Annotated in this window: 8 protein-coding genes, 1 tRNA gene and 2 pseudogenes; 4 read left to right on the top strand and 7 right to left on the bottom strand. The window is 65.0% G+C overall.

Going from position 1 to position 15,162, the window contains the following annotated elements:
• Positions 1-386: 386 nt before the first annotated feature.
• The 5 genes from EDD25_RS13175 to EDD25_RS13155 all read right to left on the bottom strand — a co-directional run bounded on the left by EDD25_RS13175 (position 387) and on the right by EDD25_RS13155 (position 7,850).
• Positions 387-767: a hypothetical protein gene (locus EDD25_RS13175; protein WP_134173787.1), complete on the bottom strand. Its 381-nt coding sequence runs from the start codon at positions 765-767 to the stop codon at positions 387-389.
• Between the two features lie 1,529 nt (positions 768-2,296).
• On the bottom strand, positions 2,297-2,593 hold the full coding sequence (locus tag EDD25_RS13170; protein WP_134173785.1) for a DUF7882 family protein: 297 nt from the start codon (positions 2,591-2,593) through the stop codon (positions 2,297-2,299).
• Between the two features lie 941 nt (positions 2,594-3,534).
• A tRNA-Met gene (locus EDD25_RS13165) sits at positions 3,535-3,611 on the bottom strand.
• 109 nt (positions 3,612-3,720) lie between these two features.
• Positions 3,721-6,642 carry a UPF0182 family membrane protein gene (locus tag EDD25_RS13160; RefSeq protein ID WP_241986312.1) on the bottom strand — a complete coding sequence of 974 codons (2,922 nt, stop codon included), beginning with the start codon at positions 6,640-6,642 and terminating at the stop codon, positions 3,721-3,723.
• Between the two features lie 98 nt (positions 6,643-6,740).
• Positions 6,741-7,850, bottom strand: coding sequence for a YlbL family protein (locus EDD25_RS13155; RefSeq protein ID WP_134173783.1), 1,110 nt, complete (start codon positions 7,848-7,850; stop codon positions 6,741-6,743).
• A 146-nt stretch (positions 7,851-7,996) separates the two neighbouring features.
• On the opposite strand from EDD25_RS13155, the gene EDD25_RS13150 reads away from it, so the two are divergent.
• From EDD25_RS13150 to EDD25_RS18025, 3 genes and pseudogenes are all read left to right on the top strand, one after another.
• Entirely contained in the window at positions 7,997-9,361 is a 1,365-nt protein-coding gene (locus EDD25_RS13150; RefSeq protein ID WP_422386769.1) for a zinc-dependent metalloprotease, read from the top strand.
• 221 nt (positions 9,362-9,582) lie between these two features.
• Positions 9,583-10,593 (top strand): alcohol dehydrogenase AdhP, encoded by a 1,011-nt coding sequence (adhP, locus tag EDD25_RS13145; RefSeq protein WP_134175495.1) that lies wholly within the window; start codon positions 9,583-9,585, stop codon positions 10,591-10,593.
• A 159-nt stretch (positions 10,594-10,752) separates the two neighbouring features.
• Positions 10,753-11,568 (top strand): annotated as a pseudogene (locus EDD25_RS18025) (TOMM precursor leader peptide-binding protein); the annotation flags it as partial.
• Here the strand turns inward: EDD25_RS18025 and EDD25_RS13135 are convergent.
• On the bottom strand, positions 11,516-13,273 hold the full coding sequence (locus tag EDD25_RS13135; RefSeq protein WP_243834558.1) for an ATP-dependent helicase: 1,758 nt from the start codon (positions 13,271-13,273) through the stop codon (positions 11,516-11,518). The pseudogene EDD25_RS18025 and the gene EDD25_RS13135 sit on opposite strands and share 53 nt — an antisense overlap.
• Positions 13,228-14,214 (bottom strand): NAD(+) diphosphatase, encoded by a 987-nt coding sequence (gene nudC, locus EDD25_RS13130; protein WP_134173779.1) that lies wholly within the window; start codon positions 14,212-14,214, stop codon positions 13,228-13,230. The genes EDD25_RS13135 and nudC overlap by 46 nt, the downstream gene beginning before the upstream one ends.
• Here nudC and EDD25_RS18020 point away from each other — a divergent pair.
• A pseudogene (locus EDD25_RS18020) lies at positions 14,153-15,037 on the top strand (phosphotransferase); the annotation flags it as partial. The gene nudC and the pseudogene EDD25_RS18020 overlap by 62 nt on opposite strands.
• Positions 15,038-15,162 lie beyond the last annotated feature (125 nt).

Here is a 15,162-nt window from a genome sequence, read left to right as displayed (position 1 = left end):
CATCTGCCACTGCGGAGTGTGATTTACACCATCATAGCGCTGGGGTAATTCGGGGAGGCCAGGGCCCCTTTCCTGTCCCGAGGGCAGGACGGGCGCGGGTGATCGCACAGAACGGGTGTCGCTGGTGCACAATGACGGCCTGCGTACGTTCGGGGTCGAGGAGGAACTGCTGATCGTTGACCCCACCGGCGGCTGGCCGCTGCCCCTGGCCAGGTGGTGTCCTTCCTCGGGATGGGTGTTCGCGTCAGGGAGCGGCTCATCGCCGACCCCCGCGTTGGGCCCGGAACTCGGGGCACGGACGCCAGCCACACGGCCGGTCAGGGTATTTCGTCGACACTGACCAGCCGCTGGCCGCTCTGTGCTGGCCGCTCTGTGCGGTGTCCCGCTCAGTTCACGGCGCCGCAGTCGGTCGGCAGGGTGGCCTGGTAGCCGTTGTCTTCTACGCCGTGCTGGACGAGCACGAAGTCGGTGATTTCCGCGGCCTGGGCCGGGGCCACCGTGAAGGTCCGCTTATAGTGCAGGATGCCATTGGCCGTCGCCACAGGCATCCGGTCGAGCGCCAACGCGCTACTCGGTGACGAGTCGCCGCTGGTGGTCAGCGAGATCTCCACGCCGCCGTAGAACGGGACCCCCTCGGCGAGCGAGATCATGCCATCACCATTGGTGTCGGCCGAAGGCGGCGGGCAGGTGTGGGCGGCGGCTGGCGAGTAATGCAGGTGCTGTGCGTGCGGCTGGCCAGGGGTCAGGCCTCGGGCATTGATGATCACCGTGAGCTGGTCCCCGCGCAGGGCGAGGTTGGCGACCCCGGAGGCGCCTGAGTCGTTCAGCGTGCCCAGAGCGACGTGATGCGTCTGGGTCGGAGCCGCCTGGTCGGTCGGAGTCGCCTGGGCGGGTCCGGCGACCGCAGCTGTCAGGGCGAGAGCGGCGGTACTACCGAGGCCCAGGGCCAGGGCGAGGGCACGGTGACGCCGGCGGGGTGAAGTGAAACTATCCCCAATGAGGACTTCCTTTCGGGCGCGATCACAATTGGGGAAACAAGCACCTGACCGGAAGTGTCGAGCGACCGCGAACTCGGCACCGAGCTAAGCATTCCGAATGGTAAACCGCCCGCCCAGACGATTGGTCTCTGACTTCGTGATACTCGGCGTACTGCCAGACTCTCCTGGCCGCGAGCAGGCGAGGGCCAGGTGCGGCATCGAGCTCGCCGCCGAAAGAACGAAAAAGGACCGGACCTGCTTCTCAGCGTGGCCGGTCCCTTTTCTGCAATTTCATGAATGAAACGGAATCATGATCTGAAACCGCCATGGTGGGGGTTTCAGCCAAACCCACACGCCTTACAGCGACTGGGCATTCCTCGACGCGTTGGGAGCGATTCCACCCTAAGAGCCGATTCTTTCCGGCTGCAGCACTAACGCTCTCAAGTTGATCAAGAGCCTCGCAGAGCAACGCCCTGTCGGGCGATCGAGGACATCACGCCCGACGCTGCGCGCAGCACTAACGAGCGGGAAAGTCGCCTCAATTTCCAATTATGGCGGCCGTAACACAATCTGATGCATTTATCCATGGGGTGTCGCCACGAACGATGCCTAACCTAACCTGAGTTTTGTCCACGTACGAAGGGCCTGTGAGCCGCCCGTACATGGACGTTTGAGCTAGCACCGGCCAAAGGAAGAGGCACAACATGATCATCACCTGCCCGTTCTGCCATTCGCGGGCCCGCCTCAGCCCGAACCCGGCTCATACCAGTCTGAACTCGCGGCCCGTGTACCTGTTGGTCTGTTCTGACTGCGACCGCACCAGCGTCAAACCTTAGCCAACCTGATCACGGCAGATTACGGCAGGGCGAGTTCGGTGGCTGATGACCACGGACGGGAGCATCCTCTTCCGGTGAGCGCTCGTGAGGCATCAATGGCGTCGGTTGCGTCGATGACTCTCGTCAGCATTTAATAAGCTGGTACTGCCGCGGCCGACCAACCCCCGGCACCTTCGCGCCGGTCACACAGTCCGGAACCGGAGACAACCTCGTCACCCTCCCCGCCGGTGCAACGGCCGGGATCTTCACCGCAACGCACGACGGCTCACGGATTTTCTCAGTTTCGGTTCTGGATGCCTCGAACGCGTCAACGGGGCAGCTTCTGGTCAACACCATCGGCGCCTGCAGTGTTACCGCGGTGTACGGCTTCAACGCATTCGACGATGGAAACGCTCTGCAGATCTCCGCCGACCGCAACTGGAACCTCACCACCGAGTGGGCCCACCCACAGACGTACACCAGCGCCCAACGCCGCGCCGAAGGTCACTCCGGCTCCGGGAACAGAACCATACCAGCGGCAGTGTTGGCCGATTTCATCAACGTATCAACCCATTCGAAGTTTATAGTCGGTGTTCGACCGCCTTGGTATCGAAAAGACAGTGGGATGTGCGGATCAAGCCAGACACAATTGCGACCGCCGCCATGCTCTCGTCCCTCTGTCCAGCAGAACAGAAATCCTTCGTGCCGACGAAGCTTGGCAACAATCACTACCTGCAGATGCGCTAACGGACGGTCATCGAACTCGTACTCAGAATAACAGCCGTATTTAAGAATACCCATCCTACCGGCCTCCTCCACGATTAGCAGGGTTTGAGCCCGTCGCCTCGCCCATTTTATCTCAGCACGACCGGGACAGGGCCTGAGAGAGAGCGAAAGGCCCCGAAGTGGGGTCCAATTGGCGCTCTCTCCGGCGACATAATTGAGAGGCAGAAACGCAATTTGGCCGTCCGAGGGAGCACCGGGTCCCTTTTCAGAGGAGACGCAACATGCACCCGACCTGCCCCTGTTGCCATTTCCCAGCGCGACTGACTTCCAATTCTGCCCACGATCGGCGACGTGCGCCGCATTGTCGGCAGAGACCGAAATGCAGCCTCCGGTTTGCCCGCATGGGCACGTGTGCCGATGAAGGTCAGGAAGAACACGGTCGCATTCCTGGCTGGTGACAAGTTCACGGCTCTGACGTAGGAAATCACGCAGGGCCATCACCGTACTCGGAAGCACCGGCACTACGCGTTTCTTGCCGTATTTCCCGGCTACCAGAGGCGCAGAGGCCTCCAGCCATCCCACTCCTCATCTGTCAAGGGACATGAGGAAAGCGCGAAGCGAGGAAGTCGACACAAGTTGAATATTTGAAGCCCTGAGCGCCACCTATTCGTGCGGTTCAGCGCCAGGCGCGCTACCGAAACGCCCCCTACGGAGCCCCGCTGGACAGGCAAGGCGAAATTAGCACCCTCAGTCCGCCTGGCTAGCGGCCATGCACCACACTCCACAAACGAAACGCCAGAAACACCAGAAACACCGACGACTTCAGCCTGCCGAAATGGCGGGATGAAGTGCTTCAACCACTCGAAATAGCTCCGCGCGGATCGCGGCGCGCTGGCCGATGCCGCCCCCACGCCGATCTCCAATTAAACAGAAGAAGGCCGACCCGGTATTTCTACCGGATCGGCCTTCTCTGTACGATTTGATGAACACTAACTACGTATTCTGTGACATCGCCATGGTTGCGGGGGCAGGATTTGAACCTACGACCTCTGGGTTATGAGCCCAGCGAGCTACCGAACTGCTCCACCCCGCGCTACATGTACTAATTTACCTCATGTCAGAGCTCTCCGTGACCACGTGCCGGTTCGGATACACCAAGAGCCCCACCCGACACGGGTGAGGCTCTCGGTGAGAACCGAATGCTACTCGCCGAGCAGGGCCAGCATCTTCGCGATCGTCTCCGACAACTTCTCGTCCGCGACACCGAAGGCGGCGAGGTCCCCGGCAGCGAGGGCGGCCTGCTTCTCGGTCAACGTCTCGTTGGCCGTTGCCAGCAGCGCCTTGAGTTCCGCGTCCGTGGCCGGGTCACCGGTCGTGGTTGCCGGCGGCGCCGGCTCGGCGGCGGGATCACCGTCGGTCGGACTGACCGTCGACGTATCCGTCTCGGTCACGGGCACCGTGGTGTCGCCGGCAGTGGCTCCGGAGTCACCGCCGAACAGCACGTCAAGTGCGCTGTCGAGAGTGTCCTCAAACGCGATCTGGTCACCGAAGGCGACAAGCACCTTCTGCAGCAGCGGGTACGACGTCTCACCCGTGGACTGCACGTAGACGGGCTGCACATAGAGCAGTCCGCCACCGACGGGAAGGGTCAGCAGGTTACCGTTCAGCACGGTTGAGGACCCCTGGCGCAGCAGGTTCAGCTCGGTGGACACATCCGGGTCGGCGTTGAACACGTTCTGCACCTGGCCGGGGCCGGGCACGGTGCCATCCTTCGGCAGGGTGAGCAGTCGCATCTTTCCGTAGCCGTCGGCGCGTTCACCGTCAGTGCCACCGGCATCCGCATCAACGGCGAGGTAACCATAGAGCACGTTTCTGCTCGACTCTCCCGTGGCGTCAGGCTGGAACGTCGTGTACAGCGAGAACGACGGCGTCTCCTGACCAGGCATCTGCATCGTCAGGTAGTACGGCGGCTGCAGGGTCGGGTTCGATGCGGGCGAGTCCGGGTCGTTCGGCGAGGTCCACGCATCGTCCTTCGAGTAGAACGAACCCGGGTCGGTCACGTGGTACTGGCCGAGGATCGATCGCTGCACCTTGAAGAGGTCCGCCGGGTAACGCACGTGGCTCATCAGGTCGCCGCTCATCTCACTCATCGGCTTCACTGTGGATGGGAAGATCTTCTGCCACGTGCGCAGCAGAGGCTCCTTGTCATCCCAAGCGTAGAGGGTGACCTCGCCGCTGTAGGCGTCAACGGTGGCCTTGACCGAGTTGCGAATGTAGTTGATGCTATCGAGCGCGAACGGCTGCGGCGGCGTCTCCGTGTCGGTGATCGCATCGCTCAGGCTCACGGCGGTGGAGTACGGGTAGTTCGCCGAGGTCGTGTAACCGTCCACGATCCATTTCACCCGTCCATCGACGACCGAGGGGTAGGCCTCGGAGTCGAGGGTGAGGTACGGGGCAACCTTCTGCACGCGCGTGACCGGGTCACGGTCGTAGAGAATCTGGGACTCGTCGTTCACCGCGTTCGCGAGGAAGATCTGCTCCGACTGGAACTTGAGCGCGTAGAGGAGCTGCTTGAACGGGTTGTCCAGCTTCGGACCACCGTCGCCGGAGAACGTCGTGTACGTCTGGCCGGCGCCGTCGGAGCCCGACGGGTAGTCCAGCTCGATCGAGTCGGTGCCTTCCGGCGCGCCCACGATGGAGTACTCGGGTGAGGTCTCACCGAAGTAGATGCGCGGTTCGAACTCGCCGAGCGCGCCGGTGGTGGGAATGCCCGACTCAAGGAACACGGGCTGGCCGTCGGCCGAACGCTGGTTGCCGTAGGCCGCAACAACGCCGTAACCGTGGGTGTACACGGTCTTGGAGTTCACCCAGGTGTTGCCGGCGTTCAGACCGTCAATGTTGAGGTCACGTACGGCGACGACGGTGTCCTGCGACTTGCCGTCGATCATGTACCGGTCGACGTCGAGGTTCGACGGGAACTGGTAGTACTGACGGAACTGCTCGAGCTGTCCGAAGGCATCGCTGACCAGGGCCGGGTCGAGGATACGGATATTGGCAGTGGTCGTGGCGTCGGCGCGAAGCGCGCCGGGCTCGGCCGTTGTGGTGGCGTTGTACGGGATCTGCTCGACGTCGGCCAGGTCGTAGGCGTCGCGCGTGAGGTTGATGTTCTTCTCGATGTACGGCTTCTCGAGCGTCTTCGCGCTCGGGTCCACCTGGAAACGCTGAACGACCCAGGGGTACAGCGAGCCGATCAGCAGGCTCGAGACGATCAGCAGCGCGGTGCCGATGATCGGCAGGCGCCAGCGGCCGATGACGGCCGTGAGGATGAAGAGCAGGGCAACGACGGCGGCGATGCCGGCGAGAATGGCCCGGCTGGGGATCGTCGCGAACACGTCCGTGTAGCTCGCACCCGTGATGAGGCTGCCCTCGCTGGTGAGGGTGGAGTACTGGTCGAACCAGATGCTCACGGCCTGCAGCAGCAGGTATACGCTCGCGGTCACCGCGATCTGCACGCGGGCTGCCTTGGAGATGATGACGTCGCGACCGTTGATACGGATTGAACCGTAGAGGTAGCTGGTGGCGAGAACGACGAGGGCAGAGATGAGAACGACGGCCGAAGCGAAGCCAAGAACGGCCTGGAAGAACGGCAGGTCGAAGAGATAGAAGGAGATGTCGAATCCGAATTGCGGGTCCTTGCGGCCCACCTCGCTGCGGTTGAGCCACATGAGGACAACCTGCCAACGGGTGGCGGCAGCGACACCGGCGAAGAGGCCGAGGAGCGCGGGGATCCCATACATGGCGAGACGACGCAGCGGCTCAATCACCTGCTGGTAGCGATCGAGCTGCGAGTTGAGCTTGGCGTAGACCGGACGCTTGCGGTAGGCGATCTGGATGCTGATCCACACGGGCACTGCCATCGCGACGAAGCCAATAAGGAACAGAACGGCCGTGGCGATCCACTGCGTGGTCAGTACGCTGAGAAACCCGAGTTGGTCAAACCACAGCACATCGGTATACAGTCCGGCAAAAATAAAGAACAGGATCACCAACCCCGCAATGATCGCTGCCGTGATGGCGAGCGGGGTTCGGCTCCGTCGGGGAGCGCTGTCGGGCGAAGATGTCACGAATTGGCCTCATGCTCTGTGGGATCAGGGACTACTCCATACTAGTAAATCCAGTGCTCCTCCCCACACACCGAAATTAGCCCTGAGCAGCTCTCACATCATTTTGTCGCGCAGGTGGGCAGACTGCTCGGGTCGTCACCGGTGCGGATGACGTCAAGAGCCGCGAGGGCATCGTCCAGCGTCTGCACGGAGAAGACCGTGAGGCCCTTGGGGATGTGACCGGTGACCTCATCGCAGTTTTCGGCCGGAGCCAGAAACCAGTCAGCGCCGGCGTCCTTCGCCCCATAAAGCTTCTGCTGGATGCCGCCGATCGTGCCGACCGTGCCGGCCTGGTCGATCGTGCCTGTTCCCGCCACGCTGGCGCCGCCCTGCAGCTCGCCGGGCGTGAGCTTGTCAATGATCCCGAGCGCGAACATCATGCCGGCACTCGGTCCCCCCACGCGGTCCAGTTCGAGTTCAACGGTGAACGGGAACGTGTAGTTCGTCGTGACGCCGATGCCGAGCACGACACTGCCGGCATTGCGCACCGGAGCCACGGATTCTGTCAAGGCCGTTCCGTCCCGGGTGATACCCACGACCACCGGGGCATCCGTTCCGGCAACCTGCAAGGCTGCACGCAGCTCGCTGATGCTGCGAACGGGTGTGTCGTCGATGCTCGTCACCACATCCCCCGCAGCGAGCAGGCCCGCCGCCGGCGAGTCGTCGGGCAGGCCCACCACAGATACAGTCATCGGGTAGTCGTATTCCAGGTGGGTGAGGGCGGCGGCAATCGCGTCCTGCTGGGAGTTCACCATGGCGGCCTGGTTCCGGGTATCGCGCTGCTCGCTCGTGATGCCGACGGGAAAGACCTGGTCGACCGGGATGACGGCCTTGCTCGGGTCCAGCCAGGCTCCAGCCACGGCCAACCAGCTCGGCCGGGTCTCCTGGTTGCCGAAGAGCGACACGGTGAGCAGGTCGAGGCTGCCCTTCGTGGGATACACGGGCTCACCGTCGATATGGATCAGCGGGGTTTCGACATCGTCGGCATTGGTCGCCGTGCCAAGGGTGTTGAACACCGGGCCCGGCTGTTCGATCACGTACGGGGACGGAACCACGCCAAGGGCAATGCCGGCCACGAGCGCGACGCCGAGAACGGCCCAGCCCTTCAACCCGCCGCGTCGGCGCGGTGCGTCGGCGCTGGCGGTGGACTCATCGGTGAAAAGCGCCACCGCGTACCTTCCGTCTCTTCGGTCGTGATTGCCGGGTGGGCTTGTTCGCGACAGGCGGACACCCGAACCCTCTACCTTAGGCCATTTCCCAGTTCCGGGAGAGTTCTCGCACTAGCGTAGAAGTACGCAACTGAGAGGTGCCTGAAGTGGCTGAAGACTCCCGACCCGATGAGGGTCAGAACCCCGAGGACCAATTCCGCGACATGCTGCGGGACATGCTCTCGGGCAAGTCGTCCATCGACCCCAGCCAACTTGCCGGAGTGGCCGGGCTAGCTGGCGACCCCGCCAGCCTGGCCGCGCTTATGAAACAACTGCAGGGCGCCATCAACTCCAGTCAGGGTTCCACGGGCGTGAACTGGGACATTGCGCTCACCCAGGGCCAGGAGCGCGCCGCCACCGGCCAGCTCTCCACTACGACGGAGCAGCACACCCAGCTGATGCAGGCGTTTCACATCGCGGCGCTGTGGCTTGACGACGTCACCTCGGTGGCCGAACTCACCGTGGAGCCACGCCTCATGACCCGCCGCGAGTGGGTCACCGCCACCATGCCGCTGTGGACCCAACTCGCCGAGCCCGTCGCCACGAGCATCGCCGATTCCCTCACCCGCGTGCTCACCGAGCAGGCCCCCGAGGAGATGCAGGGGATGATCGCCAACGCCAGCCAGATTGTGCGCAGCGTCGGTGGCACGCTCTTCGCCATGCAGCTCGGGCAGGTCGTTGGCCAGCTCTCCAGTGAGGTTGTCTCCGGCGGTGACGTGGGAATCCCCCTCCTCGACGAGCAGCAGGCCGCGCTCCTCCCTCAGAACGTAGCCGAGTTCGGTGCGGGTCTCGACGTTCCCGACGACCAGGTGCAGATCTACCTCGCCATTCGTGAACTGGCTCATGCCCGACTCTTCCGCCACGCCCGTTGGCTGCGCCTGCACCTGATCAGTTCCATCACCGAGTTCGCCCGCGGCATCACCATCGACTCGAGCCGACTCGAAGAGCTGGCAGCGGGCTTCGACCCCGCCAACCCCGAGGAACTGCGCCAGGCCATGGTCGATGGTTCCCTCATCCCCCCCAAGTCCGACGCCCAGCTGCAGGCCCTCGGACGCCTCGAAACCATGCTTGCGCTCATCGAGGGCTGGGTCGACGTCGTCACGGTCGAGGCCACGAGTCGTCTTCCGAAAGCGGACGCGATCGCCGAGACGGTCAAACGGCGCCGCGCCTCCGGGGGGCCGGCCGAATCTGCCTTCGCGACACTCGTCGGGCTCGAATTGCGCCCCCGCCGGCTGCGGGAGGCCGCCGCCATGTGGCAGTCCATCACGGATGCCGTGGGCAACGAAGCGAGGGACGCCCTCTGGGCGCACCCGGACATCGTGCCGTCCTCGGACGACATTGATGACCCGCAGGCGCTCGTGGAACGCCTCACCAACGCATCGAAGGGGGCAGCGCCCGAGCTCGACGACCTCGATCGTGCCCTCGAAGACCTACTCCGTGACGATGGCACGGAGCGCCCGATCGAGGAGTAGCACCCCACCGACAGCACAGTGGCGAGGGGTTGCGGCGACCGGTCTGCGTCGCCGCAACCCCTCGCAACGTTTCTGCAACCTCGGGCCTCCTATGGTGTGAAGATGGACGATGATGTCTCAACCGAAGGAGCCAGGTAATGACTATTTACGCTCAGCCCACCGCGGACGGTGCAACCGACGAGTTCAAGGCTCGTTACGAGTCAACTCGCACACCCGAAACCATGCACGCAGCCGTCGTGAGGGAGTTCGGCCAGGACCTCACGATTGATGAGGTCGCCGTGCCGGAGCCCGGCCCCGGACAGGCCCTCGTCAAGCTCATCAGCAGCGGCGTCTGCCACACCGACCTGCACGCGGTTGAGGGCGACTGGCCGGTCAAGCCCAGCCCGCCGTTCATCCCCGGTCATGAGGGTGTTGGCGAGGTCGTTGCCCTCGGTGCCGGCGTCACCAACCTCGAAATCGGCGAACGCGTCGGAAACGCGTGGCTCTGGTCCGCGTGTGGAAGCTGCCAGTACTGCCGCACCGGCTGGGAGACCCTCTGTGAGGCACAGCAGAACGGCGGCTACAGCGTGAACGGCTCATTCGGCCAGTACATGCTGGTCGATGCCCGCTTTGCCGTGAAGATTCCCGCGGGTTCCGACCCGGTCGAGATCGCTCCCGTGCTGTGCGCCGGCGTGACCGTATACAAGGGCCTCAAGATGACCGAGGCCCGCCCCGGCCAGTGGGTGGTCATCTCCGGAATTGGTGGCCTCGGACACATTGCCGTGCAGTACGCCAAGGCCATGGGCCTGCGTGTTGCCGCCGTCGACATCGCCGACGACAAGCTCGCCCTCGCCCGCAAGCACGGCGCGGAGGTCACCGTCAACGCGCTCAATGAAGACCCGATCGCCGCGATTCAGGAGGCCACTGGAGGCGCCCACGGCGTACTCGTCACCGCCGTTCACCCGGCGGCATTCGGCCAGGCCATCGGCATGACCCGTCGGGGCGGAACGATCGTCTTCAACGGCCTGCCGCCGGGAGACTTCCCCGCACCCATCTTCGACATAGTGCTCAAGGGCCTCACCATCCGTGGCTCGATCGTCGGCACTCGTCAGGACATGGAAGAGGCCCTCGACTTCTACGCCCGCGGTCAGATTCACCCCACGGTCAGCACCCGCAAGCTCGAGGAGGTCAACGCGGTTCTCGATGAGATGAAGCACGGCAAGATCGACGGTCGCGTCGTCATCGAGTACTGACCCGCCACCCTGGCATCCGGCGCACGGTCCCTCGTGCGCCGGTCGTGCCGCACCCATCGCCCCGACGTTTCGCGAGTCCCAGCGAAACGCCGGGGCGATGTGCATGCCCGCTCCTGTGGATAAGTTCCGGCGACACCCGGCCGGGTGCATCATCGTGACATGCTCATCCAACTGAATCCTCGCCTCCCTCTGGTGTGGCGCACCCCCGACACCATCCAGGTGGGAATCGATCGGCCGGTGGTTGTGGTGACCGGGGTCACGGTCGCGCTGGAGGCGGTGATCACCGGTCTGCGCGCGGGCGTGCCACTGTCCGGGGCGTTGTTGCTCGGGCGAGAGGCCGGGGCATCAGCTGCCGCCGTGACCCGGCTGATCGAACAGCTGGCGCCGGCGCTCGTCGACCACAGTACGCCCGGCACCGGCGCATCGGGCACCAGCGCGGCTCGCCCGACCGTGATCGTCGACGGCGTCGGGCCAACGGCGGAGCGTCTCGGAGGCCTGTTGCAGGAGCTCGGGCTGGTCGACGCGTCGGCCGCGCTGCCCGCGAACACGCAACCGTCGCTCGCCGTGCTCATTGGGCACTACGTGCTGCAACCGGATCGTCACACCCACTGGTTGCGCCGCGATGTGCCGCACCTTCCGGTGATCTACGGTGACGCGGGGGTGCGTATCGGCCCGCTCGTGCAACCCGGCAGTGGGCCGTGCCTGGTGTGTGTGGAACTCGAGCACGTGGATCTCGACCCGGCCTGGCCCGCCCTCGCCTGCCAGCTCGTGCGCCGCGCCGCCGCCACGGAGACGCCGCGGCTCTCCATCGAGGTCGCCGCTCGCGTCGCTGTTCTCGCCCACGACCTGCTGGGGAACGAGGCCGAGCATCCCGCCTCGCTGCTGGGCGGCTCGGTCGTCATCGACGCCGCAACCGGCGAGGTCAGGCGCCGCGTGCACCTGGCGCACGCGCGGTGCGCGTGCCGAGCTCTGCCAGAAAACGAGACCGTTCCCGGCCCGATCGCTGCTGGTTTCCGACCTTCGACCAGCTCAGACCGAGCCGCTTCCTGGCACGGGTGATTCCCACGTAGAGCAGGCGACGCTCCTCGTCAATCTGGTCGAAGGTGCTCGCGAAGCTGATCGGCACGAGGCCTTCACTGAGACCGACAACGAAGACCGTGTCCCACTCGAGCCCCTTGGCCGAATGCATCGTGGCGAGGGTGACGGCAGCCACGGTCGGTTCGTGCTGCCCGGCCTGACGTTCCATGAGCTCGTCGGTGAACGCGCGGAACGTCGTGCCGGGGAGGGCCTGGTCGACCAGGCCCATAATGGCGTTGAGCGATTCCCACCGGTCGCGCACCGCACCACGCGCCTCGGGCGCCGTCTGGCTCCACCCCAGCGAACGTAGAACGTCACTGACGCTTTTGAACAGCGGCTCCCCCATGATCGAAACGGATGCCGCGCGCAGCGACATGACCGCCTGCTTCACCTCCTGCAGGTCGAAGAACCTCTTGGCACCCCGAATCTGGTAGCTCACACCCACGTCTCCGAGCGCGGTTTCCAACAGCGAGGCCTGCACGTTCACCCGGAACAGCACCGCAATGTCCTCAGGCTTCGCGCCCGCCTCGATGAGCTCCAGGATCTGCTGGGCGACGCCGCGCGCCTCGGCCATGTCGTTGGCGTAGTCGCGCACCTGGGGGTCGACGCCGGGCGCCGTTGAGGTTGAGTGGAGCGTCAGGGCGCCCGCGCGGCCGCGCATGAGCTGGTTGGCCGCGGCCACGATGGGCGGCGTGGAACGGTAGTTCTGTTCCAGGCGAACAACCGTGGCATCCGTGAATTGCTTGGGAAACTCCAGCAGGTACTCGCTGCGCGCCCCCGCAAAGGAATAGATGGTCTGGCTCGCGTCACCGACGACGCAGAGGTCCCGGCGCTCCCCGAGCCAGAGCATGAGCAGGTCATGTTGCAGGGGCGAGACGTCCTGGTACTCGTCGACGACGAAGAATCTGTACTGCTCACGTACCTGTAGGGCAACCGAGGGTTCCGCTTCGATCATTCCGGCCATGGCGAGCAGCACGTCTTCGAAGTCGATCTGCTTGCGCTCATCCTTGAGTCGCTCATAGGTTTGCTGCAGGGCCACAACCTGGTCGAGGTCCAGGCGACCTGGCAGGGTACGTGAGGCGATACCGGCGGCATACTGGTCGATGCCGAGTCCGCTGGTCTTGCGCCACTCGATCTCCGCGGCGAGGTCGCGCAGAGTTGCGGTGTCGAGTTTGAGCCGCAGCGCCTCGGCGGCATGGCCAAGCAGCCGACCCTTTCCATCGAGGATGCGCGGGGCGACTCCCCCGACAACATGCGGCCAGAAGTAGTTCAGCTGCGACATGGCCGCGGCGTGGAATGTGCGGGCCGCGACCCCGCCAGCACCCAGCTGACGCAGGCGACCGCGCAGTTCGGCGGCCGAACGGGAGGTGAAGGTGAGCGCCATCACCCGGTTGGGTGCGTAGGCGCCGCTCATCACGCCATAGGCGATGCGGTGCGTGATGGCACGGGTCTTGCCGGTGCCGGCTCCAGCCAGCATGCACACCGGGCCGATGAGCGCTTCCGCTGCGATGCGCTGCTGATCGTCGAGTCCGGCCAGCAGGGACTCCGCCGTGATCGTCACGGCTTCGGTGCGAGTGCGCCGCTGGGGACGCCGGTGAGCCACTGCTCGATCATGGCGTGGGCAATCGACGAGGCCCCGGGGAGAATCAGCCAGTCGGAGGCGTCCCGCAGCTCCTGCCGGGTGAACCAGCGCAGGTCAAGAATCTCCTGGCCATCGGGAACGAGATCGTCGGCGCGCTGGTCGTCGGCGAGCCGGGCCGTGAAGCCGCACATGATCGACGCCGGGAACGGCCACGGCTGCGAACCGAGATACTCCGGGCGGGTCACCCGCAGCCCGGACTCCTCCAACATCTCTCGTACGACGGCGGCTTCGAGCGGTTCCCCCGGTTCCACGAACCCGGCGAGGAGCGAGTAGCGATTGTTCTCCCACAGTGCGTTGGAACCCAGAAGCATGCGATCCTGCGCATCGGTGATGAGAACGATCACGGCCGGGTCCGTGCGGGGGAAGACCTGGTTGCCGCACGAGGGGCAGCGCCGCACCCAGCCGCCGTCCTGGGGCGACGTCTGCGTTCCACAGCGCGGGCAATGTGAGTGGGAGTCGTGCCAGTTGAGCACGCCGAGGGCCTCGGTGAACAGCCCGGCGTCCCGGTCGGACAGGTCGGTGACAATCGTGCGCAGGCCCACCCAGAGCGCCTCGTTGGGTTCGAGGCTCGCGGCCTGCTCGTCGGTCAGCACCACGGCGGCCAGTCGCGTTCCCGCCGGCTCGAGCTCGTCATCGGCAAGCGATCGACCGAGGTACACGCGAAGGGCGTCCGCGGGAATGCGGTGGGCGGCAACGAGCGCGAGCCGGGGGCGACCGGATGCGACCGTCTCGCCCTCCGGCAGGGGCGTCGTGAGCAGCGTCCGTCCGTGCCAGAGCACGAGCACGCGAGTGGACGTATCCGCCCAGAGTTCGTCGAGGAGCCCCGGAGTGGTGCGCTCGATGTGGTCACGATCAACCGCGTGTCGGGACAGCGGCAACCGCGTCGTGAAGGTGAACGACATAGTGAATTCTCCGGTTTGGCGCTTAAAATACTGTGGAGGCGTGGCGAACAACCACGCGACGGCAAGTCGACCTAATCTAGGAGGCATGGCCAGATCTCATCTCACTCTAGCCGCGTTGGCCACTTCCGCAGTCTCCGGGCTCGACGTCGCCCGGACGCGTCGCCACAGCTCCGGCGCGCACGGACTTTTCGACTCGGCTCTCATCGTTTGCACCGACGACCGAACGCTCATCATCCGCGTTCCCAACACGCAGGCGGCCGAAACCGAGCAGTCCTCCGACCTGGTCGCCCTGCGCGCGCTCACGGCGGGCAACCGCAGTCGCTTGCCGTTCGACGTGCCGGATTTTGTGGGCCAGACACCGGTCTCCGGTACGCGGGCCATCGTGTACGAATTGCTCGCCGGTGACACGTTCGACGCGGATGCGCTCACGGGGCATGCCGGCGTTGCCGGCTCGATCGGTCGCGCGATCGCCGCCATCCACGGGCTCCCCACCGCTTTCGCCAACACGGCAGGGCTCCCGCAGCAGACCGCGGAGGAATGCCGCACTGCGGCGATCGACGTGATTGACCAGACCGCCGACACGGGCTACCTGCCCGCGGCGCTCCTGCGCCGTTGGGAAACAGCGACGGATGACGACGCGCTCTGGCAGTTCGCTCCCACGGTTATTCACGGCTCCATGTCGGCGGATTCCTTTCTCATCACCGACGATTCCGTGTCGGGCGTTCTCGGCTGGTCCGGCCTGTGCGTTGGCGACCCCGCCCACGACCTGCATTGGCTGCTTTCCGCTCGGGGGGACGCCGCGGAGACCGCCATCGTGGCCTACACAACGGCCAGGCAGATCGGCGATTCCCGCATCACCCAGCGCGCCATGTTGTACGCCGAGCTTGAGCTGGCCCGCTGGCTGTTGCATGGCACGGCGACGCGCGACCAGTCAATCGTCGATGATGC

The organism is Cryobacterium psychrophilum, from assembly GCF_004365915.1.
Classification (GTDB): domain Bacteria; phylum Actinomycetota; class Actinomycetes; order Actinomycetales; family Microbacteriaceae; genus Cryobacterium; species Cryobacterium psychrophilum.
This window is presented reverse-complemented; position numbering and strand designations above follow the sequence as displayed.